This is a genomic window from Anabaena sp. UHCC 0399 (assembly GCF_034931465.1).
In the GTDB taxonomy this organism is placed as follows: domain Bacteria; phylum Cyanobacteriota; class Cyanobacteriia; order Cyanobacteriales; family Nostocaceae; genus Trichormus; species Trichormus minutissimus.
Map to the genome: position 1 here is coordinate 125,415 of NZ_JAYGGZ010000003.1, position 24,345 is coordinate 149,759.

The 24,345-nt window shown below is 40.8% G+C and carries 23 protein-coding genes; 9 read left to right on the forward strand and 14 right to left on the reverse strand.

The features are described 5' to 3' along the window. Positions 1 to 14: 14 nt before the first annotated feature. Both VB693_RS02440 and nifH read right to left on the reverse strand, forming a co-directional pair. Positions 15 to 455 (reverse strand): SufE family protein, encoded by a 441-nt coding sequence (locus VB693_RS02440; RefSeq protein ID WP_190700440.1) that lies wholly within the window; start codon positions 453 to 455, stop codon positions 15 to 17. A 163-nt stretch (positions 456 to 618) separates the two neighbouring features. After that, positions 619 to 1,512 carry a nitrogenase iron protein gene (gene nifH, locus VB693_RS02445; RefSeq protein ID WP_323264909.1) on the reverse strand — a complete coding sequence of 298 codons (894 nt, stop codon included), beginning with the start codon at positions 1,510 to 1,512 and terminating at the stop codon, positions 619 to 621. A 1,669-nt stretch (positions 1,513 to 3,181) separates the two neighbouring features. Between nifH and psaK the strand changes: the two genes are divergently transcribed. After that, positions 3,182 to 3,442, forward strand: a complete 261-nt coding sequence (gene psaK, locus VB693_RS02450) for a photosystem I reaction center subunit PsaK (protein ID WP_323264910.1) — start codon at positions 3,182 to 3,184, stop codon at positions 3,440 to 3,442. Positions 3,443 to 3,591: 149 nt separating this feature from the next. Here psaK and VB693_RS02455 read toward each other — a convergent pair whose 3' ends face one another. From VB693_RS02455 to petN, 4 genes are all read right to left on the reverse strand, one after another. Further along, positions 3,592 to 5,154: an NAD(P)/FAD-dependent oxidoreductase gene (locus VB693_RS02455; protein WP_323264911.1), complete on the reverse strand. Its 1,563-nt coding sequence runs from the start codon at positions 5,152 to 5,154 to the stop codon at positions 3,592 to 3,594. Between the two features lie 663 nt (positions 5,155 to 5,817). After that, a complete protein-coding gene (locus VB693_RS02460; protein WP_323264912.1) occupies positions 5,818 to 8,859 on the reverse strand; it encodes a GAF domain-containing protein in 3,042 nt (1,013 codons plus the stop codon). A 167-nt stretch (positions 8,860 to 9,026) separates the two neighbouring features. Next, positions 9,027 to 9,188 carry a hypothetical protein gene (locus VB693_RS02465; RefSeq protein ID WP_323264913.1) on the reverse strand — a complete coding sequence of 54 codons (162 nt, stop codon included), beginning with the start codon at positions 9,186 to 9,188 and terminating at the stop codon, positions 9,027 to 9,029. 7 nt (positions 9,189 to 9,195) lie between these two features. Continuing rightward, positions 9,196 to 9,285 (reverse strand): cytochrome b6-f complex subunit PetN, encoded by a 90-nt coding sequence (petN, locus tag VB693_RS02470; RefSeq protein ID WP_010998401.1) that lies wholly within the window; start codon positions 9,283 to 9,285, stop codon positions 9,196 to 9,198. Between the two features lie 154 nt (positions 9,286 to 9,439). Here petN and VB693_RS02475 point away from each other — a divergent pair, with 154 nt between their 5' ends. Next, positions 9,440 to 9,892 carry a hypothetical protein gene (locus VB693_RS02475; RefSeq protein WP_323264914.1) on the forward strand — a complete coding sequence of 151 codons (453 nt, stop codon included), beginning with the start codon at positions 9,440 to 9,442 and terminating at the stop codon, positions 9,890 to 9,892. A 94-nt stretch (positions 9,893 to 9,986) separates the two neighbouring features. On the opposite strand, the gene VB693_RS02480 is transcribed toward VB693_RS02475, so the two are convergent. Then, the gene (locus VB693_RS02480; protein ID WP_323264915.1) at positions 9,987 to 10,874 is read right to left on the reverse strand and encodes a M23 family metallopeptidase; all 888 of its coding nucleotides are present in this window, start codon (positions 10,872 to 10,874) and stop codon (positions 9,987 to 9,989) included. A 255-nt stretch (positions 10,875 to 11,129) separates the two neighbouring features. Between VB693_RS02480 and VB693_RS02485 the strand changes: the two genes are divergently transcribed. After that, on the forward strand, positions 11,130 to 12,335 hold the full coding sequence (locus VB693_RS02485; protein WP_323264916.1) for an HhoA/HhoB/HtrA family serine endopeptidase: 1,206 nt from the start codon (positions 11,130 to 11,132) through the stop codon (positions 12,333 to 12,335). A 143-nt stretch (positions 12,336 to 12,478) separates the two neighbouring features. Here VB693_RS02485 and VB693_RS02490 read toward each other — a convergent pair whose 3' ends face one another. The 3 genes from VB693_RS02490 to ispD form a co-directional block, all read right to left on the reverse strand. Further along, positions 12,479 to 12,826, reverse strand: a complete 348-nt coding sequence (locus tag VB693_RS02490) for a DUF760 domain-containing protein (RefSeq protein ID WP_190700411.1) — start codon at positions 12,824 to 12,826, stop codon at positions 12,479 to 12,481. A 277-nt stretch (positions 12,827 to 13,103) separates the two neighbouring features. Next, positions 13,104 to 13,631, reverse strand: a complete 528-nt coding sequence (gene scpB / locus VB693_RS02495) for an SMC-Scp complex subunit ScpB (RefSeq protein ID WP_323264917.1) — start codon at positions 13,629 to 13,631, stop codon at positions 13,104 to 13,106. A 206-nt stretch (positions 13,632 to 13,837) separates the two neighbouring features. After that, positions 13,838 to 14,518: a 2-C-methyl-D-erythritol 4-phosphate cytidylyltransferase gene (ispD, locus tag VB693_RS02500; protein WP_323264918.1), complete on the reverse strand. Its 681-nt coding sequence runs from the start codon at positions 14,516 to 14,518 to the stop codon at positions 13,838 to 13,840. A 140-nt stretch (positions 14,519 to 14,658) separates the two neighbouring features. On the opposite strand from ispD, the gene VB693_RS02505 reads away from it, so the two are divergent. Next, on the forward strand, positions 14,659 to 15,615 hold the full coding sequence (locus VB693_RS02505) for a glycosyltransferase family 9 protein (protein WP_190700403.1): 957 nt from the start codon (positions 14,659 to 14,661) through the stop codon (positions 15,613 to 15,615). A gap of 249 nt (positions 15,616 to 15,864) precedes the next feature. On the opposite strand, the gene VB693_RS02510 is transcribed toward VB693_RS02505, so the two are convergent. Continuing rightward, positions 15,865 to 16,362, reverse strand: coding sequence for a CRR6 family NdhI maturation factor (locus VB693_RS02510; protein WP_323264982.1), 498 nt, complete (start codon positions 16,360 to 16,362; stop codon positions 15,865 to 15,867). Between the two features lie 260 nt (positions 16,363 to 16,622). Here VB693_RS02510 and VB693_RS02515 point away from each other — a divergent pair, with 260 nt between their 5' ends. The 3 genes from VB693_RS02515 to VB693_RS02525 all read left to right on the forward strand — a co-directional run bounded on the left by VB693_RS02515 (position 16,623) and on the right by VB693_RS02525 (position 18,541). Beyond that, positions 16,623 to 16,820 (forward strand): hypothetical protein, encoded by a 198-nt coding sequence (locus VB693_RS02515; protein WP_323264919.1) that lies wholly within the window; start codon positions 16,623 to 16,625, stop codon positions 16,818 to 16,820. Positions 16,821 to 17,070: 250 nt separating this feature from the next. Further along, the gene (locus tag VB693_RS02520) at positions 17,071 to 17,289 is read left to right on the forward strand and encodes a type II toxin-antitoxin system HicB family antitoxin (protein ID WP_323264920.1); all 219 of its coding nucleotides are present in this window, start codon (positions 17,071 to 17,073) and stop codon (positions 17,287 to 17,289) included. Positions 17,290 to 17,395: 106 nt separating this feature from the next. Then, entirely contained in the window at positions 17,396 to 18,541 is a 1,146-nt protein-coding gene (locus VB693_RS02525; protein WP_323264921.1) for an FAD-binding oxidoreductase, read from the forward strand. A 169-nt stretch (positions 18,542 to 18,710) separates the two neighbouring features. Here VB693_RS02525 and VB693_RS02530 read toward each other — a convergent pair whose 3' ends face one another. Continuing rightward, on the reverse strand, positions 18,711 to 19,448 hold the full coding sequence (locus VB693_RS02530; RefSeq protein WP_323264922.1) for a hypothetical protein: 738 nt from the start codon (positions 19,446 to 19,448) through the stop codon (positions 18,711 to 18,713). Between the two features lie 136 nt (positions 19,449 to 19,584). Between VB693_RS02530 and VB693_RS02535 the strand changes: the two genes are divergently transcribed. Then, entirely contained in the window at positions 19,585 to 20,010 is a 426-nt protein-coding gene (locus tag VB693_RS02535) for a hypothetical protein (RefSeq protein ID WP_190700387.1), read from the forward strand. 31 nt (positions 20,011 to 20,041) lie between these two features. On the opposite strand, the gene VB693_RS02540 is transcribed toward VB693_RS02535, so the two are convergent. Further along, a complete protein-coding gene (locus VB693_RS02540; protein ID WP_190700384.1) occupies positions 20,042 to 20,959 on the reverse strand; it encodes a histone deacetylase in 918 nt (305 codons plus the stop codon). 115 nt (positions 20,960 to 21,074) lie between these two features. Between VB693_RS02540 and VB693_RS02545 the strand changes: the two genes are divergently transcribed. Continuing rightward, positions 21,075 to 22,112: a mechanosensitive ion channel family protein gene (locus VB693_RS02545; RefSeq protein ID WP_323264923.1), complete on the forward strand. Its 1,038-nt coding sequence runs from the start codon at positions 21,075 to 21,077 to the stop codon at positions 22,110 to 22,112. Positions 22,113 to 22,223: 111 nt separating this feature from the next. Here VB693_RS02545 and VB693_RS02550 read toward each other — a convergent pair whose 3' ends face one another. Then, positions 22,224 to 24,305 (reverse strand): S-layer homology domain-containing protein, encoded by a 2,082-nt coding sequence (locus VB693_RS02550; protein WP_323264924.1) that lies wholly within the window; start codon positions 24,303 to 24,305, stop codon positions 22,224 to 22,226. Positions 24,306 to 24,345 lie beyond the last annotated feature (40 nt).

Consider the following 24,345-nt stretch of genomic DNA (forward strand, 5'->3'; position numbering starts at 1 on the left):
TTGTCACAATACTTTTAGTTTGGCAGGTCTAACTTACATTCCAACGCTTTTTTTTGCATAGTTTTAAAAATGTTATAAAACCCATTAGCGCGAGAAGGGGTAAGGCTGACATTTAAACCAGTCGCTTGGATAAAATCTGGTGTGAGTTCCACAATTGCGGTAGGTGCTAGTTCGTTTAAGCCTTCAATTAATAGGGCGAGTAATCCTTTCGTCAATTGTGAATCAGAATCCCCCTGATATGTCACCTTACCATCATGCAAAGTTGCAGTTACATATACTTGGGAAACGCAACCAGGGACTTTATTTTCTGGGACTTTATCAGCTTCTGGAAACGCTGGCATTTTTTGAGCATACCAGATGAGTTGTTCATAGCGTCGTTTTGGATCTGTCGCCCGTTGAAAACGCTGGACAATTTTAGCTAGAGCAGGCGGTAAGGAGTCTAAAGTTGAAGACATAACAGCAGTTGCGAATAATCGGTCTTTCTTTGAGTGTAGATTATCTTCAATCTAGGCGATCGCAGAATTGCCCAGCTACGCCAAAAAAAGATGGTGAACAGAAATAACCCCGATTTTCTCAAAATTCGGGGTTATGGAATCTATCAAAACTGAATCACATTACTTACTTAGCAGTGGGTTCAGAAGTTGCAGCAAGCATTTTTGCAGCATTTTCTTCGCTTTCTAGAATACCGAATTCAATCAACAACTCTTCTAGTTCTTCCATCTCAATTGGGGTAGGAATCTGAAGATTCTTGTTGTTGACGATTTTGGTAGCCAATGTCCGGTATTCGTTACCTTGTGCGCTATCTGGTGCGTACTCGTTAACGGTCATCCGGCGCAACTCAGCGTGTTGAACAATGTTGTCACGAGGTACATAGTGAATCATTTGGGTGTTCAACCGTTTTGCCAGAGTTTCGATCAATTCGATTTCTCTGTCAACGTTCCGGCTGTTACAAATCAAACCACCTAAACGTACACCACCTGTGTGGGCATATTTCAAAATACCGCGAGCGATGTTGTTTGCAGCGTACATCGCCATCATTTCACCTGATGTCACGATGTAGATTTCTTGTGCTTTGTTTTCGCGGATAGGCATCGCGAAACCACCACATACAACGTCACCTAGTACGTCATAAGATACAAAGTCAACGTCTTGGTAAGCACCATTTTCTTCTAAGAAGTTGATGGCGGTGATAATACCACGACCAGCACAACCTACACCGGGTTCTGGTCCACCAGACTCCACGCACTTCACACCACGGAAGCCGGTTAACATTACTTCTTCGAGTTCTAGGTCTTCAACTGCGCCACGTTCAGCAGCCAAGTGCAGAACTGTGGTTTGAGCTTTAGAGTGCAGCATCAAACGGGTGGAGTCAGCTTTAGGGTCACAACCTACAATCAGGATGCGTTGACCCATTTCTGCCATTGCTGCCAAGGTGTTTTGAGAAGTAGTAGACTTACCAATACCGCCCTTACCGTAGAAAGCTATTTGTCTGATTTTTTTGTCAATACTCATGGTTTGTGTTTTCCTACAATAACTGTGAATGCAAAGTTCTAGAGTAAATATTGGTAAGAGGTTGCACAGATGAGGGTTTCTCTCTCAGGAATATTGCAAGTATTACTGTACTCACGACTGAGTCCAGAAAAGCTTGACATAGACATTGCAGTTAATTGTCATAAATCACCATCGGTTGCTCAAGCCTTAAGAGTGGTTACAGCAGGAATATTTATCCAGGTTTTTTCCCTGAACCCAACTAACCAACATTGCAATCCACTCTGAATGGTGCTGACAACCTTCCTGATTTCGTATATGTCAATACCTTACATTAGCAACCTCAAACACTAGGATTTGGGCAATGTATTGGTGACTGTTGACAATATGCTTAAATTCCTAAATCTTGGGGAACTATATCTACTCTGCTTCAAGTTTTTACGCCCAAAGTGAGCAACTACTAGAACATAGTTTGCTAATAGGAATAGTTAATTCCCATTGCACGATATTCAGTAACCGTTCTGATTTTTTTTAGATTGCCAGGATGTACTAAGAGTCTTTCTTCCCAGTCTCTTAGAGTAATTATTTCTGGCAGGTAATACTAGCTTGTCTAGCCAACTCTCACTAGTTATTACCTAAGCAAGTTATCACTGACTTCAAGTTTGTACTAATGCGACAATCCTGTTTATCTGGCTGATTTATACCGTTACCAAAAGGTGTAACGATATTGAAGTGGATTTACCAGAGCAAAAGGACTTGATTAAGTCGCAATATTACTTGCGAAGTCTTTTTGCGTGCTTGCTTTTTTGATTCCTGTTGTCATCCTAACATAGTTTTACTAATTTATTCATTCGATATTAAATTATTTTTTCTGGACATATTATTGTTTTGATTATTTCGCTGAAACATGAGTCTGGGCTTTAGATTTAAACAAAATGGCAGGTATTCATCAGGTACAAAGGAATAGTTGAAAAGCGTAATTCATTTTACATAAACCAGAAGATAGACCTGCTTATTTTGAACTTTTTTGTGCTGCGAAAATGTTTTCGATAAATTCGTATTTTTATTAATTTTGTGATTATTAATTGCCAGTTTTGTTTTATGTTTTGGCTCAAACTGAATAGTTTTTTAAGTTATTTGATGATTTTAAACACAGAAATCATAATTGATTAAATATCAAGGATAAAAGAATTTGAATTAAGTAGGGTGTAACACCAGGTCAAAGCTGAACTTTGCATCATGATGCGAGTTGTTTAACTCCAACCTGATTTGAGAAATATTCATTTGTTGTGCATACAGATATTAGAGGCAAAAAGAAGCTTCATTTCATCAGCTAGTTGCAACTATGGGAAAAATGTAAAAACTGTTGATATTGGGTTTAAATAATAATTGCGTTGGCGTAGCATCTCGTAGAGAAGGTAGAGATGGCGTAGTCACCTAGCAAATTCATACATTATGATAATATTCATTAAGATGTAATGGCAAGCACAAAATAAATATCTTTTGTGTGTATATAAATAGGTTTCTCCAGCATCATCTCAATCTACCTACCAAAATTGATCCCCAAATTTATGAAGTATTGAAAATGAATGTTAAATATTAATGCAAAATAGCAATTTCTCTTGAATTTATTGCGAGATTTTTCAGATGATATTTTCAATTATTCGATTAAATTTCAGGAGCATAAATTCAGGTGTTAACTTCAACCTTACTCGCTGCTGCCACCGCACCCCTGGAATGGAGTCCCACAGTTGGGATTTTCATGATTATTGCCAATATCATTGCCATCACCTTTGGCAAATTCAGCATCAAGTATCCCAGTTCAGAACCAGCTTTACCTTCTTCTAATCTCTTCGGTGGCTTTGGTTTACCCGCTTTATTAGCAACTACAGCCTTTGGCCACATCTTAGGAGTAGGTCTAATTTTAGGACTACATTACCTAGGTAGATTTTAGGATAAAAGCTTAGGAAGTAAACAGTAGAAATCAGCAAAATATTTTTGCTGATTTGAGGTTATTTTCTACTTACCTAAATAATGTAGTTATTGATTGTTGTGTCTGTATCTATGAGCCAGGGAATATATTCCCTGGCTCTTTTCTATTTGTTAGTTGGCTGCTACTAAAGGCTGAAGTGTGTTAACTTTCCGCCGTACTGATTCCCCTGTCAGCAGTTCTACAACATCCATCCCATTGCCAATTACACCCGGTACACTGGGATACCCAGCACTTGCACCCACTAAAAACAGGTTTGGTAATTCCGTCGTGTATCCTATGCGATTTAATCCTACTTGTTGGGGTACTAATTTCGCCCCATAAATATTACCTTCTGGTTGTCCTAGATAATATTCGCTGGTGGTAGGTGTACCGTAAACCTTCATGCGCGTGTAATTGTCTATGTCAGGAATCAAATCCCTAACACTGTGCATGATTTGTTGGTAAACTTCACGTTTTTTGGCTTTGTAAGCTTGTAAGTCAGTTTTGTGCAGATGTTCAAAAGGTGCGTAAGGGCAAACGGTGGCAATTTCTAGAATATGATGTCCTTCTGGGGCTATTCCCGGTTCATCAGATTTCATAGTTGGACAAGACAAGAAAATCCACGGTTGGCTAAAGTCACCTTGCAATTGTTGTTGATATTCTCTATTTAAGTTACCTGTAGGATAGTACCAAGTATTCCAATTACCGATGCCATAACGTTCTGGTTGAAAGCGGCTATCTAAACCCAGGTAAATATTAAAAGCACTAGCTGAATATTCATAGCCAGTCAACCGCCGACGTTCCCTATGGCTGATGGCTTCATTCTCGTGCATCAACTCTACTGTTAATTTGGGGTCAAGGTCGCTAATATAAGCCTTGGTAGCACGATAGATTTTGCCATCAGCTAATACACTATGAACACTACCGTTACTGACTTGGATATGATTAACCGTGGTAGCATAGGCAATTACACCCCCACTGGCGGTAATGGCATCAACAATGGTGTCTACAAAGTGCTTAAAGTGATGTTTGGGATAATAAGCACCTTCGGAATAGTCCCAAACTAGGGAAGTATGGGTAAGAAGGGCTATTTCTTGGGGTGGTAGTGCATAGTCGCCACTTTGTCCGGCTAGGATGGCTTGTAATTTAGGTGATAACCCGACATGATTATATAAATCTTGCAGAGTCCAACTGCGCTTGCGAAAAAGATTGAAATATTTTGGCAACTTTAACCAGTTAGACCATTTTTGATCATACCAACGCACTTCTTGCCCTAAGCTGCGAATTTCGTGATGGAGTTGCTGAATTTCATCACAGTAGCGGTTGATAGCATTAGCTTCTTCTGGGAAGGTGGAAAGCAATCGGGAACGCAGACTTTCCCACCCTAGGGGAATCCTAAAATCTGCCTCTGGTGTGATGATGCGATCTATGCAATCTGGATTTAGGCTATTAAAGGGTACATCTCGGTTAATATAGTTGAGAAATTGCGCGATCGCTTGACCACTACCACATTGAGAAATATAATGCACATCAGCACAAAAACTATATTCCCCATAATCAAAGGTGTGACAGCAACCACCAGGTAAATAGTGTTTTTCTAAAACTGCGACATTATATCCCTGACGTGTTAAGCAAGCTGCTGTTGCTAATCCACCTAATCCAGCTCCTAAAATTACATAATCAAAGATTTCCATGTTACCCTCCTCTGGTAATCTTGATTGCTTTTGATTTAAGTGGTCTGATTTTTATAAAGGGTAGGTTTCTCAACCCACCCCCAACTACCTCACCGCAAGCGAGGCTAAGGTGTATACACAAGTTTTAATGAAAGAACTTATGTGATGAGGAAATGCTATATTAGCTCCGGTTTCTGAGTGATGGGTATTCGGTCAATACTGTTCGGATAAGAGAGTATAGGGGATTGGATTGAGGAACGTAGCAAGATACCGCAGAGGAACTCAACATTTGCACGTATTTGTTGGGTTAATCTACGATTAGGGTTACGTGCGCCAACGCAAAGCCTTAATTGAACCGTATTGTGGATTGGCTAGGAAACAATAGCTAGTATGTAGTTACCCTGAAATTCTCAAATTCAGGAAAGATTTAGCCTGTGATTTTTATTAAGTGGCAGATACTGATTGGCTAAGTAGTGCTGATCAATCTTGGTAGGGTGAATTTGGGATTGATGTACTTTAGTTTATCTAGAATCTCAAGCTTTGTTCAAGAACTTTTGTCTTTCTTAATAATTTTTTAAAATATCATAAAAACTACTTAATCTGCGGGAAACCTGAAAGTAAGTGTTTTAGTTTTTGTCAGCTTTTTGGATACATTAGCCGAACGCCTGGGTAATTCTAATAACTTTAGTTAACCGCAGCTAAAGGCTGTGTGGGAATTTCTATGCAAAACTTACAACCTTTACCAGGTTCAGAAATACAGTTAATTTTACCGCCGTGTTCTTCCACTATAATTTTATAGCTAATAGATAAACCTAACCCAGTACCTTGTCCTGGTTGTTTGGTGGTAAAGAATGGTTCAAAAATCCGCGATCGCACATTTTCTAGAATGCCACAACCATTGTCAGCAATACTAATGAAGATTGTATGATTTTCTATAACTTTTGTAGATATTTTAATTTGGGGCGTGACAGTAATTTTATCCAAAGACATGGCAGATTCTAGAGCATCTATAGAATTATTAATAATATTCATAAATACCTGATTCATCTGCGCTGCGTAACACACTACTTCAGATAATTCACCATACTCTTTTATGACTTCTATCGCTGGAAAATCATTTTTAGCTTCCAGCCGATGTTGTAAAATTAACAAAGTGCTGTCGATACCTTCATGCAGGTCAACAGGTTTCATTTTCGCTTCGTCAAGTCTGGCAAAACTACGTAATGATAAAACCATCTGAGAAATTCGTTCTGCACCTATCATCATTGATTTGAGAATTTTTGGTAAATCATCAGCAATAAAATCTAAGTCTAATTCTGCTATCTGCTCTTGAAATTCTTTCTTAGGCTGGGGATAATTTTTTTTGTAGCCATCCACTAATTTAAATAAATTTTCTGTGTGTTCATTCACGTATGTGATGTTACCGTAAATGAAACTAATTGGATTGTTAATTTCATGGGCTATTCCAGCTACTAATTGCCCCAAACTCGCCATCTTTTCACTTTGAATTAACTGGCTTTGTGTTTCTTGTAATTCTTTTAGTGCGTGAGCAATTGCTTCCTTTTGGCACTTGGTTTGTTCTAGTAACTCCGCCTGTTGAATCCCCACACCTAATTGAGTGCTAATCTGCACTAATAAATCTATTTCATCCTCTTGCCATTCATGAGGTTGAGTATTTTGATAAGCACCTAATAATCCCCATAGTTGCTCACCTTGAAAAATTGGCACAACTATGTATGCTCTAGCTTTCATTGTTTTAATCAAAGCCAGATGATGTTGAGAATAATTTCGGCTGTGAATATCATTAATAGCAATAATTTTGCCGTTAGCGAAATCGCCTCCTTGGGTTTTTTGTAAGTAATCATCTGCGATCGCATCTACAATTTTGCTGACTGGTGTCCAACCATCAGCTAATGATTCCGCAACAAATTCACCACTCCAATCAGACTGAAAACGATAGATGATGACGCGATCTACTTCCAATAACCGCCGGACTTCTTGAGTGCTGGTAATAAAAATAGTATTCAAGTCCAGGGAACGGCGGATTTTTTCTACTGTCGCCGCTAAAGCTTTTTCCCTGGCTGCGGCTTTGCGTTCTCGTTCGGCGGCTTTTGCTAGTTGTTCAGCTTGCACTTGCACCTGTTGCAAAGTTTCGGCTTGTTGTAGTGCTATGCCTAGCTGTACACCAACTTGAGCTAATAAGTTGGTTTCTTCTTCTTGCCAATAACGCAGTCGCGAGTTTTGATAGGCTACTAACAAACCCCACAGTTTTTCACCTTGGCAAATCGGCACAAAAATTTCATTACGAGCATAGTTCCCTGGTTGTGTTTCTGGTGACAGCAAGCGTTCTGTAGGAGGTTGTGGTTTGATTATTGGTTGCCAACCATTAAGAAGGGAATCAGCCACAAATTCACCACTCCAATCAGGATGAAAGCGATAAATTGCTACTCTTTCGACTCCTAGTAAACCTCGTACCTCTTGAGTAGTGGTTGTAAAAATGATTTCAATATCTAGAGAGTGGCGGATTTTTTCTACAGTGTTTGCTAATGCTCGTTGGCGTTCCGCAGCTTTGCTGAGTTCTGCGGCTTGGATTTGCATTTGTTGTAAGTATTCCGCTTGCTGTAAAGCTACACCTAATTGAGTGCTAACTTGAGTAAGTAAGTAAACTTCATCTTCTTGCCAATCACGAATCCCAGTGTTTTGGTAAACTGCTAACAAACCCCACAGCTTTTGTCCGTGATATATGGCAATGATTACATAGGCTCTGGCTTGATAAATTTCTAATACATTGAGGTAACACTCACTAAACCCTGCATTGTAAATATCAGGACAAACGCGATACACTTCACCTCTGGTGAAACGACCACCTTCTGTATCTTGTAAGTAAGTATCTGCTACTGGAGTTTTGGCTAACTCTTTAGCACTACATTCACTGACATTTTCTTTTAATTCTGGTCTTTGTAACTGTTCATCGATCAGGGAAATCCAACCCTCTCTCACAGATTCAAAAACAAACTCCCCAGTCCAATCGGGATTGAAGCGATAGATGGCTACACGGTCAGTATTGATGAGTTTTCTGATTTCTGCGGTACTGGTGCGGAAAATGGTTTCTAAATCTAGGGATTGGCGAATTTTTTCAATGGCGATCGCAATTGTTTTTTGCCACTCTACGGCTTTTTCTCTGGCTTGAGCTTGTGCTAGTTGTGCTGATTGTGCTTTGGCTTGTTCTATATAATCTGCTTGCTGTAAAGCCACTGCCAAATGTTCAGCAATTAACTGCACAAACTCAATTTCGGCAGTTTCCCATTGTCGAGTGCTACTACACTGATGAATGCACAATAACCCCCACAAGTCTTGACATTTGATTAAGGGAACAACAATATTGGCACGTACTTGGAATTTCTCCAGCATCTGAACGTAACAATCACTGATTCCAGCTTCATGGATATCAGCCATTGCTGTAATTTTACCCTGCTGATGCAGCCTAGCAAATTCCTCTGTAAGACAGTGATCGCCCAATTTGGTTGTTAATAAGGCACTCCATTCATCTCCCACATCTTCGTAGATAAATTCTCCTTCCCATCCCAAATTAGGAGTAAAACGAAACACCCCAACTCTGTCTGTATTCAGAGATTGGCGGACTTCAGTAACCGTAACTTTGAAGATAGTATTTATATCCAGAGACTCACGAATTTGGGCTATTACTCTAGATAAGGCTGTTTTCATAATCTGTCTTAAATATAAATAGGGAATAGGAAATTAGAAATGAAGTCATATATCATAATTCCCTAGGCAGAAGTAAATTTAACAGTAAAAATTTAAAGACACGATAAATAAATACCGTGTCCCTGGGAAAATATTCTTGAAAAAACTGTGCTTTGTTCACTAGTGAATCATCGCCGCTTAGTAGTGGTGCGTCGGAGTTCACGTTTTTCGTTCTCTTGAAGACGGCGATCGCGCCATTCTGCCAAGGTTAAATAGCCAACGCCACCAGTAACTACTACTAGCAGCACTAAGGCGACTAAAGCCAAAATACTCAGAAATGGACTTTCCACAATGCCTCTATAGTCCGTTACGACCCCATACTACCATTGCAATTGACCAAGTAAACACAACTAGTAGTGATACCCAACCCAATGTCAAAATCGCCATAGTTTTACTTCTGAAATTTTTTACAAAACGTCTCTAATATTTATCATACTGGTTACTGGGGACTGGGTACTGGGCAATTTTCCCATCTTTATCTCAACTAAAGATGAATCATGAATTCATACCTAATCTCTCATCCCAATTTTCAATCTTGATTATGAACCGAATTTTAGATCATCAATACATGGCAGAACGGCTAGAATCCCTTAAAGCCGGAATTATTGGGGGTTTGGCTTTGGGTTTGGCTTTCTTAATTACTAGTTTTGTCAATACCCTGGTGCTGGCCAAGTATTTTCCCATACTCGTAAGTCTGCAAAGAGATTTTAATTGGTATTGGTTAATGAGTGGGGCGATCGCTGGTTTTTCTGGTTTACTATTCGGTGTGACTTACCGCTATATCATCCGCACCGATCAAAATCCACACTTGAACTCTGGTGGTGTGTTGGCTTTTGGTTTGGTGCGTGGCTTAACTCAAATCGAAGGGTTAAATGCTAGTAGTACAGTTTTACCCTTTGTAGTCTTAGTAGGTGAAAGTATATTGTGGTTTGCAATAGCGGCGATCGCGCTTGATATTGCTCTCCAACGCTCCTGGGTAAAACCTTTTAGGTAAAACTGTATTTACCCCTGAAATAAAAGTTAATTTTGAATTTTGAATGGTTGAGGCGATGGGCTGCGCCCCGCCGTAGGCGATCGCTGGCAGTGTTTTATGGTTTTAAATAATCCTTGGGGTTTTCAGCTACCCAACCCAGAGAAGAACTCGAACGAATTTCAAAATGCAGATGGGATTGTTTACCCGTTGGTTGTCCAGTTGTGCCTACAGTTCCTAGTAACTGACCTTTATTGATTTGCTGACCAACTTTAACTTGAATACTATCAAGATGGGCATAACGGCTTTGCAGTCCGCCATTATGGTTAATGATGACTAGATTACCGTAAGTACCCTGTTCTTGAGCAAATACTACCTTACCTGCGGCGATCGCTTCCACAGGAGTTCCTACATCTGCTAATAAATCTATGCCGCTATGGAAGAATACCTCACCTGTATTCGGGTTAATTTGCCAGCCATAGGGTAACGTCACCTCTCTCGCCTGCTGTAAAGGATAGCCAGATAGCTGAACTGAGGTAGTGAACACAGCATTTTTGGGAGTTGCAGTAAAACCATTAGGCGACCAATTTACCCCAGGTACAAACACAATTCTAGGGTCTTGCTGACAACCATTCACCTCAAATAGAGCATCAGGACGAACTTTAAATCTTGTCGCTATTTGTCGCCAAGTTTGACCGCGAGGTACTTCCACCACCACCCCATTGAAAGGAGGAATTTGTAATTCACTACCTACAGCCGGAAGCGAACCATCCTGAAGAGATGGATTCATCCCCACAATCGTTTCGGGAACAAGATTGTAACGCTGTGCAATGCTCACCAAAGTATCACCACGAACCACCTTATGCCGCCGAAAACGAGACAAAGCCGAAATTGGGCAACCCTCAACAGTCGCACTAGCAATGTTTGAGTTTGGCAATATAGCTGTTGCCAGTCCCAAAGCACTAACTAAGCTACAAAGAAGAACAAAACGATCGGGAAAAGTCATGGATACAAGATAAGACAGCCTTAACTTTAAATTTTAGTTCGGGAATTGGGAATTGGGCATTGTATTTTTCTCCCCCTGCTTCCCCTGCTCCCCCTGCTTTCTTGTCCCCAATCATCTGTCACCTATCACCTGTCACCTGTCCCCTGTCACCTTCCTCAAAAAGCTACTGAATGTTAAATTTATCTGTCCACTTGCTGGTTGCTTGACTAAACTTATAAATTAGCAACTGCATTGCTGTCCTTAAGTGTAGTCATTATGAATTTATCTTTAAAGCAAATAGCCGGTTACTTGTCTTTATTGGCGATTGGCAGTGGCGTAGGTTTGTTAGGCAGTCGCTATCTGCTCCCAGAAAATCGCTCGTTTCAACAAATCAAAAATGTCACAGTGGCTTTACCTTCAGAATCTGTGACAACTAACCCTGTGAGTGTCTCTCCAGGGGCTATTGGTGGTGATAATGTCAATTTTATTGCTAATGCAGTACAAAGAGTTGGACCAGCCGTTGTGCGGATTAATGCTACTCGCAAAGTGACCAATCCCATCTCGGATGCTTTAAAAAATCCTTTATTGCGCCGATTCTTTGGCGAGGATGAACAACCAATTCCCTCAGAACGTATTGAACGTGGTACAGGTTCGGGGTTTATTTTAAGTGAAAAAGGAGAATTGCTGACTAATGCCCATGTGGTAGCTGACACAGATACAGTACAAGTAACTCTCAAAGATGGCCGGACTTTTGAAGGGAAGGTGGTGGGAGTTGATAATGTCACAGATGTAGCTGTAGTCAAGATTCCCGGAGATAACCTACCGACAGTGAAGTTGGGAAATTCACAAAATTTAATTCCCGGACAGTGGGCGATCGCGATCGGTAATCCTTTAGGTTTAGATAATACGGTCACTATTGGCATTATTAGTGCCACAGACCGCACCAGCGCACAGGTTGGTGTCCCTGATAAACGAGTCAGCTTTATCCAAACCGATGCAGCCATTAACCCTGGTAACTCCGGCGGGCCTTTATTGAATGCCCAAGGCGAAGTCATTGGAGTTAATACCGCTATCCGCGCCGATGCTCAAGGATTAGGTTTTGCTATCCCCATAGAAACTGCTGCCCGCATTGCTAACGAACTTTTTACCAAAGGGCGCGTAGAACATCCCTTTTTAGGGATTGAAATGACAGACTTATCTCCCACCAAAAAGCAACAAATTAATCGAGAAAATAAGCTCAATATTCAACAAGACACTGGGGTTGTGATTAAAGATGTGCGACCTGATTCACCAGCTAAACAGGCAGGACTACTCCCTGGCGATGTGATTCAAAAAATTAACGATAAATCAGTAAAAACATCAGCACAAGTACAGAAACAGGTTGAGTCCAGCACGGTGGGAGATATTCTCGTCATAGAAGTTAACCGCAATGGGAAAATCGTCACTGTACCAGTGCAGTCAGGAGTTTACCCCAAAAAGTAGTTATTGGTCATTGGTCACTGGTCATTAGTCATTAGTTCTTAGACTTTAATTATCTCGCACCCATTTTGGATTTTGGATACTAAGCTGCATTCGCTACGCGGATTTATAGAGAAGACAGCAAATCTAAAATCCAAACCTGTTGACTATTGACCATTAGACAAATGATCTAACTGCATTCTTTGTTCCATTTGGCGCAGAAAATAACCTGTCATCATAGCTGATGCTAGTATTCCGGCAAGGTTTTCTTTGTCGGTGGTAATTTGGACGTTGAAACTTTCTGCGGGGAGCATTCCCACTAGCCCTTGCACGTTCTGGGAAATAATTTGTTTAATTTCCGGGCTGACGGACTGGGCAACACGGGCTAGAACTTCTGGAGACTGATGTTGGAGATATTTAAGTAACTGATTGGGGTTTTCCCCAAAGTTGTCAGAAAGCAGTTGGTTGGGGTGTTCCTCGGAGTTGTCGTTCAAAAAATCAGGATCAAACACCATTGGCAATTTTTTTTAGCTTAGTTGCTAATTCTACTTTAAACCATAGTACAAGGGTAGTGGGTAATTGGGGACAGGGGACAGGGGACAGGGGACAGGGGACAGGGGACAGGGGACAGGTGACAGGTGACAGGTGACAGGTGACAGGGGACAGGTGACAGGGGAAAAGAAAGAAGGGGGAGCAGGGGGAACAGGGGGAGAAAAATACAATGCCCACCCACTCAGCACTCAGCACTCAGCACTCAGCACTCAGCACTCAGCACTCACTACTCACTACTCCCTAATCCCCTGTTTCCAGGACTAGTTCTAGTTGTTGTTCTTTCTCGTTTTGGGCAAGAATTTGGGGGAGTTGTTCGATTTGGAAATATTGATGAAATTTTGGGGTTACTTGTAGCGAATAGGAACGGGATTCATTATCTCGGCGTTTGCGAACAAAACCTAATTCGACTAGTTCGGGAACGTGTTGATATACTCCTGAGCCTCGTAGGTTAATTAAATCGCTTTGGAGGATGGGACTATTAAGAGCGATCGCAGCTAGTGTTCGCAATGCACCTAGTCCTAATTCTACGGGAATCAGCGTTTGTACTAATTCATGGAAGTCAGGCCGTAGTTGCAAGCTGTAACCAGCCGGCGTTTCTACAACTTCCAAAGCACCCTCTCGGTGGGCGTAGTTGTCCATTAGTTCAATCATGCCTTCCTCGACCGTTGCGCGATCGCAGGCGGCATACTCGGCAATTTCACCGAGTGATAAAGGCTTACCCTTCAAATAGAGAATCGCTTCTATCTTAGTCGCTGTGGCTGTATTCATTTATTCCAGATTCCATAGTCAATAGTCAATAGTCAATAGTTCTTAGTAATTGAAAATTGACTTTAAGCTGCTTTATTTTCTTTTTAAGGCTTAAAGATTTATGTTTGATAAATGTGTGGGATTATACCTCTTTTCTGGTTTTAAGTCAATATGAAAACCCCGCAACTGATGGGAAGTCACGCCTCAAAAGGATGCTTTTCCTCTACTTAGTACCTACTGCTGAGGATAAATTCTGCGATCGCTAAATCTTGGGGGGTGGTGATTTTGAGATTTGTCTCTTCTCCTTCCACAATTTGCACTTCGATGCCGCATTTTTCAAACAAAGCTGCATCGTCGGTAACTTCCCAACCTTGACTAACGCCTTCAGCATGGCACTGTTTTAACAGCTTGACGTTAAATCCTTGGGGTGTCTGTGCTGCCCAAAGATGACTGCGGTTGGGTGTACTTTGAATTATGCCATTTCCATCCACGACTTTGATCGTGTCTTTCACTGGTACAGCCGCAATTAAGCCCGAACATCGACGAATAGCTTGGGCGCAGGCGTTCAGTAAATCTGGTGTTGCCAAACATCTAGCCCCATCGTGAATTAAAACTTGTTCTGCTGCCTTTGGTAGTGCCTGTAAGCCGTTATAAACTGATTCTTGACGGGTAGAGCCGCCGACAATTAACTCCACTGGTTTAGTTAGCTGTAAGTTGGCGAGAATTTCTTTAAATTCTCGCCAGTCAGTAGGTTGAGAAATAATCCCAATCCAAGTTATTTCGCTGGCTGCTTGTGCAGCTAAGAGAGTCCAAGCCAGAATAGATTGCGATCGCACCTCCAAAAGCAATTTATTCCGTTGGCTACCCATCCTTTTGCCGACACCTGCGGCTGGAATTAGTAAATACACAGCATTCCTCAAACTTTAAAGCGATTTATTTTGAATTTTGTAGCTTGCTGCTCCGGAGGAGTATTTTGAATTTTGAATTCCCCGCAGGGGCATACCTATATTCACCTAAAATAAGGAGCGAGTAAGCGTCAATAATTATTATGCGAGTAGTAGCCCTTGTACCTGGTGGAATTGGCGATCAAATTCTCTTCTTTCCGACTCTAGACGATTTGAAGAGATGTTATCCAAACGCACAACTAGATGTCGTTACCGAACCCCGGTCAAAGGCTGCCTACCGGGTGAGCAAGTCAGTGAATGATGTACTGATTTTCGATTACAAAGACCGTAATAGCCTGGCAGATTGGGGCAACCTTGTAGGCACAATTCGCGATCGCGAGTATGATGCAGCCATTACCGTTAGTCAAAGCTGGTTAGTGGGTCTTTTCCTCTGGTTAACCGGAATTCCCACACGCATTGGCTACCAAGGTAAAGGCTCTGGATTTCTCACCAAAACTGTACCTTTTAAAGCATCCCAATATGTAGCAACAACTTACCATGACTTGCTGCAACCATTCGGTATTACCACCCCTAACCCAGAGCTAGCGGTGAATGTGCCTAAACCCGATATTGAGTGGGCGCAAACAGAACAAAAACGCCTAGGAGTAAATGGAACAAGTTATGTGTTGATTTATGGCGGTACTAGCTGGATATCCAAACCCCAGGCGTTGGATCTTTACCCGCTAGATAAATGGCAAGAAATCATTCAAGACTTTCAAACTAAACAGCCAGATTTACCTGTAGTAGTCATTCAAGGAGCGAATGATGAAGCATTAGTGCGATCGCTCCGAGATTTATGTCCCAATATTAAGGTGACAGCCCCTGAAGATATCGGCAAGTTAGCGGCTATGATCGCTGGAGCTAGCTTGATGTTAACTACTGATAGTGTGCCATTACAACTCAGTGTAGCAGTACAGACTTACACCATTGGTCTGTTTGGTTCTACAGAGCCAAGCAAATTGTTACCAAACAGCGACAAGTTTCTGGGTATCAAATCTCCTACCGCAACAGTGGCAGATATTTCTCCCGAAACGATTTTACAAAAAGTCTGGGGAGGGTAAAAAGTGAGTGCTGAGTGCTGAGTAGTGAGTAGTGAGTAGTGAGTGCTGAGTAGTAAGTAGTGAGTGCTGAGTAGTAAGTAGTGAGTGCTGAGTAGTGAGTAGTGAGTGCTGAGTAGTGAGTAGGTAGGCATTGTATTTTTCTCCCCCTGCTCCCCCTGCTCCCTCTGCTTTCTTTTCCCCTGTCACCTGTCACCTGTCACCTGTCACCTGTCACCTGTCACCTGTCACCTGTCACCTATCCCCAGTCCCTCAAAATAGTGCAAAAAAGGCATCATCTAATTCGTAACCTAGCATTTGCGCCATAGATTTAATCCTCGCTTGCCAGGGAATATCTTGCTGTTTTAACCAGTCACTCAAAAGAAAAACTTTGTGCATCAAAAAGATTTCTAAAGCTTCGGGATTATACTGAATACCTTCTTTTGCACTAAATTGATGCGGTACAAGCATAGCGGTATAACGAGCCATTTCTCCGGCTTTCCAATCTAATAAAAATGGCAACCAGGGATATTTTGCATCTAAGCGTACAAACCACAGGCGTAATTCTGGAATTTCTGACAGTTCACGAGGATCGCCAGGTTCTAAGGGATAGTCAATATCAAACTGCAACTGCTGTTCATAGTTAGCGTAGACACTTTGTGTTTTATCTTGGGTTGCTCCTTCTTGTAGCAGTTGATTCATTACCGTATCGACAGGTGATAAATCCAGGTTATTAACAGAATCGGTATTGAGTGCGATCGTGATTGTCATAGACTCAACAGCTACTTTTTGTACACAGTGGTAAACTTGACAATTCACAGTACCAGCTTTCTGCAATTGACGCTACATTTACCGCATACTTCATATCCTGCCGGAAATTATGAATTACATCAAGCCTGCGGCATAGCTGCGCTTAGAGCGTATCGAGGGGGAGCGTCGTTACGAATTAATTTTCCTGGTACAGTCGCCAATATCTGTTGGCTTTGCCATAATTGATGATCTAATCAGTAATTATCTATGGCTGCTTGCTAATGACAGACAACCAAGTCAAAATTCACCTGCTTGTTGGTATCCAGGGTTTGACGTTGTTGGTTTTCTATACAGAAGACTGTTGGCAGTTTCGAGTTTTAACTGTGGATGGTGCTGTTTTTGGACAAAGAAGAGTCTATTACAGTACCCACGCAGCAGAAAAAGCCGGATGGGAATGGATTAATGAAAATTTTCAATGAGTGCTTTTTGTGATCAAACAGGGTGTGATTGCCATTCTTAAACCTCAGAATTGGCAATGCAACGGCTTAACGCAAGAGCGTAGCTGATCGCGCTTACCATGTCAATGTCAGGGAAAGGGTGTGCGATCGCCTAATTCAAATACTTTAAGATTGGCTTTTTTGGTTGAGATTGAATTTAATCTGCTGTGGTTGATAGTCCTTGTCTAAATAAAAGAAGTAGAGAAGAAACAAGGGCAGGAGAAGCAGAAATATGAGTAAATTTAAGTATCAAATGTTGATTCAATGGTCAGAACTAGACAATTGCTTCTTGGTTGGATTTCCTGATTTTCCCGGACAGCGTTGGCGGACTCATGGTGATACTTATGAAGAGGCTGTGACGAATGGCATTGAAGCCTTAGAGTCTATAATTATGGCTTATGAAGCAACAAATGAAACACTTCCAGAGCCAACTGTTAATCAAGCTGCCTAATTGACCAGTTTTAATTAAAAATTAAGAATCAGCGTGAGGAAAGTGTGGGCCATACCTATGGTAAGCTGCGCTAACGCTATTATTAAGTTTACAAACAACATATTAAATGAAAACATACGACTGGATTGTAGTTGGCGGTGGAATTACGGGTGCGACACTCGCCTACGAATTAGTCAAAACAGGCTTGAGTGTACTGCTATTAGAAAAAGATGAAATATCGCAAAATGCCACCCGTTACAGTTATGGTGGACTGGCTTATTGGTCAGGAAGCACACCACTCACTCGCCAATTATGCCAAGAAGCGATCGCTATTTATCAAAATTTAGCTCAGGAGTTAGACGCTGATATTGAGTTACGGGAATTAGACTTATTACTGACTATTGCTGCTGATAGTGACCCCCAAGCAACGGCTGCATTATATGCTAATTGTGCCACTCCACCGCGTTTAATCAGTGTTCAAGCAGCTTGTGAATTAGAACCATTGCTAAATCGGGAAGCGGTTTCCGGTGCTTTGACTGTCAAACATGGACATATCCACCCCCAAAAAACGGCGCAAGCTTACATTCAAGCTTTTTTACGTGGTGGTGGTGAAATGCAAATCACCGAAGTATTGCAAGTAAGGTCAGGTAGTGTCACAACTACTTCTGAAAATTACTTCTGTGGGAATGTGGTTGTGTGCGCTGGCGGACTTAGCCGTCATTTATTAAAAGCAGCAGAAATTCCGATCAAACTGTATTTTACCCATGCAGAAATTATAGAAACACCACCTGTAGATTTACAGTTAAAAACTTTAGTCATGCCAGCTAATTTACAAAGATTTAAATTAGAAGCTGCATCTACAAAAGATGATAAATTGTGGGAAAAGATGGGTAATCAACCAGCCCCACCAATATTAGATATAGGTGCAATTCAGTTTCAAGATTGTAGTTTGCGCCTAGGTCAAATTAGTCGTGTGCTGACAGACCCTTATGCTAATGTAAATTCAGATGAAAGCGAAAATTGGTTAAGACAAAGTATTACTAAAATTTTACCTGTATTGGGTAATTTACCAGGAATTTGGCATCATTGTTTAGTAGCATTTAGTAGTAATAATTTACCTTTAATTGGTGCTATTCCAGGATATGAAGGTATTCATATTTTTTCTGGATTTAGTAATCCTTTAGTTTTCATACCTCCTTTAGCACAGCGATTTGCTCAATTTATTACTAGCAATGAAGATGAGATTATTGTTCAATTAAATATAACAGCGTAAATAATAGTGATACAGAACTCCGTCTGCTAACTTGATGCTTATCTGAAATATATGAAATTATCTGGTTTTTCATGTTATGTAGTAAAATCTGCGCCTAATCTAAACCCCTTTCCTACTAAAAACCTGACTTTGCACGGGTTTTACAGATTCCGTGCAAAATAAGATTGAATTATGAATTACGAGTTAATTCTGGCATTTTTATATCAATATCATTCGTAGCGATTAAAGTTGCGGCTTCTTGTAAAAGCTCTTGTTGCTCTTGTTGAATAGCTTCTAATCTCAGTGATATTTCTGCTAACCTTTGCAGTTTATCTTTGTGAACTGTGTCACTTAAAACTGATTGTGTTTCTGCTGGTTGATGATTTATTGATTTTTGTAGGACTGAATTAAAAATTTGAAGTAAAAAGAAAAAGCTAAAATTAATTACAGCCTGAATTAATTTTAAAGGAACTTGCAGAATTGACCAACTAGCTCTTTCAATCAAGCTCATCACGGCTTTAATGATACTCCAGATGAGAGTTAGACCAAACAGTAATACTACTAAACTAATAATCGGATGATTTGCTGCCCAATCTAATATTTGTACTAGCCGCCACAATGTTGGGTGCTGTACCAACCAATTATTAAAAGCAGAATTAATCCCTGATGTGGGATTTGTTAAGACTGTTTGAATAGCTGTTGAGGTCATACTCTTAACTTGTTCAGCATTTTGCCAACTTTGATTCAATGTTTGTGTCACTGCATCAATAGTTTTATCGGTCGTTGTTGTAGCAGTTTCTTGTAAAGATTGCCCAAATGTTTGTGCTGAATTAGTCAAAGAATCAACCTTTTGATTGGCAAAATCCTTTGCTGTTTGCCAGTCTTGCCAAACTCGATCAGATAATTTGATATATATTGCAACTATCATAATCAATTGAAGTCTCAAACTGCAAAATTACCTAATCCCTAATCTCCAATCTCCAATCCCGACTACACAGGATTTGCTGAGGCTGGATAATATCTCTGTAGGCTACTATGTGGCATAAGTATTTATCCGATAGCTTATGTTTAAAAAATTGCCAATTGTGTTAGCCGCAGCTACTCTGTTATTAACATCAATAGATCATACTCAAACCAGTTTAGCCGGAACTTGCGCTTCTAATTGTGGTTCTCGTCCCCTTCAGTTTACACCCGGTCAACGTATCCGCTTAGAAGTAGTTAATAATACTTCTAAGTTAGTAGAACTAGAAAAAATCCAAGGTTCTAAGGCGATTCCTCTGCAACCTGGAGAGAAATTACAATTTGCGCAAGAAGACGGTAAACAACCCAATCTTTCCCTTGTGTTTTGGGATAAGACAGGATCACCCTTACAAGCCGTTGTTTCTCAACCAAATTTTGGCACATTACGCGTAGAGATTCGTCCCACTTGGCGTTATCCAGGCGATCGCTCTCTGTATATACTGAATGATGGCCGCGTAAATGTGTTTTGAACTCGGCATTATACTTTTGGAAGCAGTAATATTAGAGTTGATATTGACGATATACCTGACTGGCGGCACGATGCACTAGGGAGTGTCGCCAAACTAAAGATTTCATATCATCAGCGTAACCACCACCAATTACGCAGGCGATGGGATAACCAGCACTGACACAGGTGTTTAACACCTGCATTTCTCGACGGAAAAGCCCAGTATCAGTTAAGGCTAATTTACCTAAGCGATCGCCTATATGCGGATCAACACCAGCATCATAAAATACTAAGTCTGGTTTGATATCTGAGAGCAAATCTGGTAAGTATTTAGCCAAGGTTTGTAGGTAAGCGTCGTCTTCCATACCCACGGGTAGGGGAACATCTAAATCGCTTCGTTGCTTAGTACCAGGAAAGTTAACTTCGCAGTGCATGGAGAAAGTAAATACGCTGTCATCATCTTGGAAGATAAACGCCGTACCGTCTCCTTGATGGACATCCAAGTCAACAATGAGGATTTTTTGCACGAGTCCCTGTTTTTGGAGAACGCGAGTGGCGATCGCTAAATCGTTGAAAATACAAAAACCAGATCCATAGCTGGGAAAAGCGTGATGCGTTCCACCCGCAGTATTACAAGCTAAACCTTGACTTAATGCTAACTGTGCGGTGAGTATTGTCCCACCTGCTGCTACACAGGTACGATTGGCTAACGCTGGACTCCAAGGTAAACCAATCCGACGCTGTGCTTTGGCATCTAATGTACCTTCACAGTAACCTTGGACATAATCGGGGGTGTGAACTAATTCAATTAACTCTGAGTGCGGACGGGTTGGTGTATGAAATTGTTCTATGTATGCCACGCCTTCAGTTAACAGCAACTCATAGAGTTTTTGGAACTTTGGCATCGGGAAGCGATGACCTTCAGGTAATGGTGCAACGTAATCAGGGTGATAAATAATTGGTAGATCCATATTATTTATTTTCACCGGAATTGTAGTATTCGATCCGTCTGGAGGTTTTTGATTGTGTAGCGATGAGGTAAAATCTTGCAGTAATCATCCCCTTGCTGGAAATTCCAAATTAATAATGATGGACTGGATTTTACCTTTAGCATTAATCTTAGTTGGCTTGCTGACGGGAATAATTGGTGAAAAAGTTATTTTCAAGAAACTGAAAAAATTTGCCACCGATAAACAAATTCCCGGCAGCAATATAATATTTACGTCTCTGCAACGTATGCCTTTTATTTGGTTTGTACTTGCAGGTTTTTCCGGTGCTGTTGTGAGTGCGCCGATCAAGACAGATATTGTTATTCTATTGCAAAAAGTTACTACAATAGTTTTCCTATCTTCAGTTATATTAGTCTTAGCTAGACTCTCTGCGGGTTTTGTGAATCTATATACTAAAACAGCAGAGAGGGCAACTGCATCACTTATATCTAACCTCGCTAAAGCTGCTGTTTTAGGATTAGGCGGATTAATTTTACTACAAACGTTGGGAATTGCTATTACTCCAATTATTACAACTTTAGGAGTTGGAGGTTTAGCCGTTGGTTTAGCATTACAAGATACCCTAGCCAATTTATTTTCTGGTTTTTATCTAATTCTTTCTAAGCAGGTGAGAAATGGCGATTATGTCAAATTAGATGATGGTAATGAAGGATATGTGATTGATATTTCTTGGCGCAACACAACCATTAGAGAACTTTCTAATAATGTTGTGATAGTTCCTAATTCTAAGCTTGGCTCGACAATTTTTACTAATTATCATTTACCTGCCAAAGAAATCACTTTAACGATGAATGTAGGTGTTAGTTATAATAGTGATTTAGAACAAGTGGAACAGATAACAGTAGAAGTTGCCAAAGAAGTGATGCAAGAGATTGCCATTGAATTAATTAAAAATGAGCCATATATCAGATTTCACACATTTGGTGATTTTAGTATAGATTTTACATTATATATGCGTGTTAGTGAATATTTTGATCAACGCATGGGTAAACATTTATTTATTAAAAAACTGCACAAGCGTTATCAAGAAACAGGTATTTCTATTCCTTTCCCCATTCAAGATGTTTATATCAAAGAAAATGTTAATTCTGCGGGAACATTAAATTTGGAATAAGAAAAGGTAAAAGGTGAAAAATGAAGCAAAATTTTACCTTTTACCCTTGTTTTTATCCTACTGTGAACATTTCAAGAGGCAATTGATTGCATCTCTAAAACTGGAGAAATCCTATCTTTTGCTACCTGGAGTTCGTCCATCTTCATCGTTACTACCACCGTGGGGACGAGAATTACCAGGATCGCAATTTTCAGAACCATTACCAATACCTTGGTTACAATTGCGACGAACTTTTTTATCATCGTCGTCGTCGTCATCATCGAATTGGCGACGGACTTTTTTATCATCGTCATCATCGTCATCGTCATCGTCATCGTCATCGTCGTTATCAATTCTATTGAATTTATCAACCTCAGCTCGCTGCTGTAGACTTTCCACGGCGTATTGAGAAGATATATCCGCTACTTCTCCAGTGCTGGCTAAAGTTTTGTAGATTAAAGCACTAACTTCTGCTCTAGTGGCTACCTTATCAGGATTGAGGTTCTGCACATTAGGATAGTTGACTATGATACCTCGTTCTGTGAGGGCAGCGATCGCATTGCGAACATCACTACGAATACTGGTAGCATCTTTGTAAACTGCCAGCATCGTCTGTGTTGAACCGCTAAAAGTATAGTTAAGTCCTTGGGCTAAAGCTAATAAAACTTCTAAGCGAGACAAACTTTGAGTCGGTTTGAATGTATTCCCAGATCCTCCGAAAAATCCCATTGCATAAGTTTCACGGATGGCGTTATAAGCCCAATATCTACTAGAAACATCTCTGAAGCTAATAGCATTCCTGACTTTGGCTGTGGCAAAGGCTTGAGTTAGCATCGCTGCAAATTGGGCGCGAGTCAACTGTTCATCAGGACGAAAGTTACCATCGGGGAAACCTTGGATAATTTGCAATGCGGCTAATTCAGAGATAAAGTCTTTAGCCCAGTGATTAGAAGAAACATCAGTAAATTTAACTTGGATACCGTTAGCTACCCCAATCTCACGATAGCTCATCATCATCTGGCCGACATCATAGATAGAACTATCATTATCACTGACTTCATTAAGTTCTACTAATCTACCTGGTTCAACTTTCAAAGCTTCCGCTAAGTTGTAACTAAAGGCGTTCATCGTCTGACGCACGATAGCAAACTCACCCGTGCTGAAGGAGGTAGGATAAACGCTAGTTGTCGCTACAGTTGAGAACCCTTCCGCTTGGAACTGGCTAACGTTGATTGTTTGGGAACTACTGAGGAAAGTCACCCGTTCGCCGCTAACTTGGGTGAAGTAGTCGTAAGTGGTACTACCAGCATCAATTGTGCCGTCTTGGTTAGCATCATTACCGCAAACTGTGCGAACAACTTGATATTGTGAGGGGTTTTCTGACAATATCAGGTTGACGGCTGTGTTTGCTGACAATAATTCAAATTCACTGTAGCCCAGAAAGCGGTTTTGAAGATCGTACAGGCGCACAACCACGCGATCGCCTGCTTTTAATCCTTTAACAAATTTCGCCTTCTGACTAACTTTATATTTGTAATCACCCAAAAATCTTTCTTTTAAAAAACCCTTGTGACGTTTGGATTTCAAAGAAACACGGGCAATCACATTAGAAATGTTACCAGCAGGTTGCAAAATCGCCAAGCTAAAACCGGTTTTTTTCCCTTTGACAGAAGTGTTAGTAGCCGTTAGTTGGGTACTGCGTTGGGTGGCGGTTTGTTGTTGAACAGTGCGGCTAGTAGTCGTTCGAGAGGCAGTTTCCTGATTCTCGATCATTGTAGTTAGGAACTGAGTTGCACCTTCATCAAGTTTGGCTAGTTTCCCAGATGTATCAGTGCGATATACCCACACCCGTGTTTGATTAGTAGCTACTACTTGCCAGCCAGGGACTTGAGCTTGTGTACAACTTCCCGCTACTGTTAAACCCAAGCAGCCATTTGACCACATTTGCTGTTGAGCCTGAATAATGCTTAAGGCTGAAACTTTTGCACCTGTACGCCGAGAAATATCTTGAAGAACGGCTATTTTAATTGGTTCTGGCAGCTTATCAGCTTTACTGCTGAGAGATTCTTCTGCTATTATCTGTTTTTGGGTAACAGTGCTAGAGATTCCTGGATCTGCATAGGCAGAAACTATGGGAGAAAAGATGGCCAAGGATGTGGCTGCTAGCAATACTTTGCTGAAATGAGCTAGGGAACGTGGATGCTTATATTTCATCTCACACCGTATTAATTGGCTAAAAGTGAAAGGAACTTCA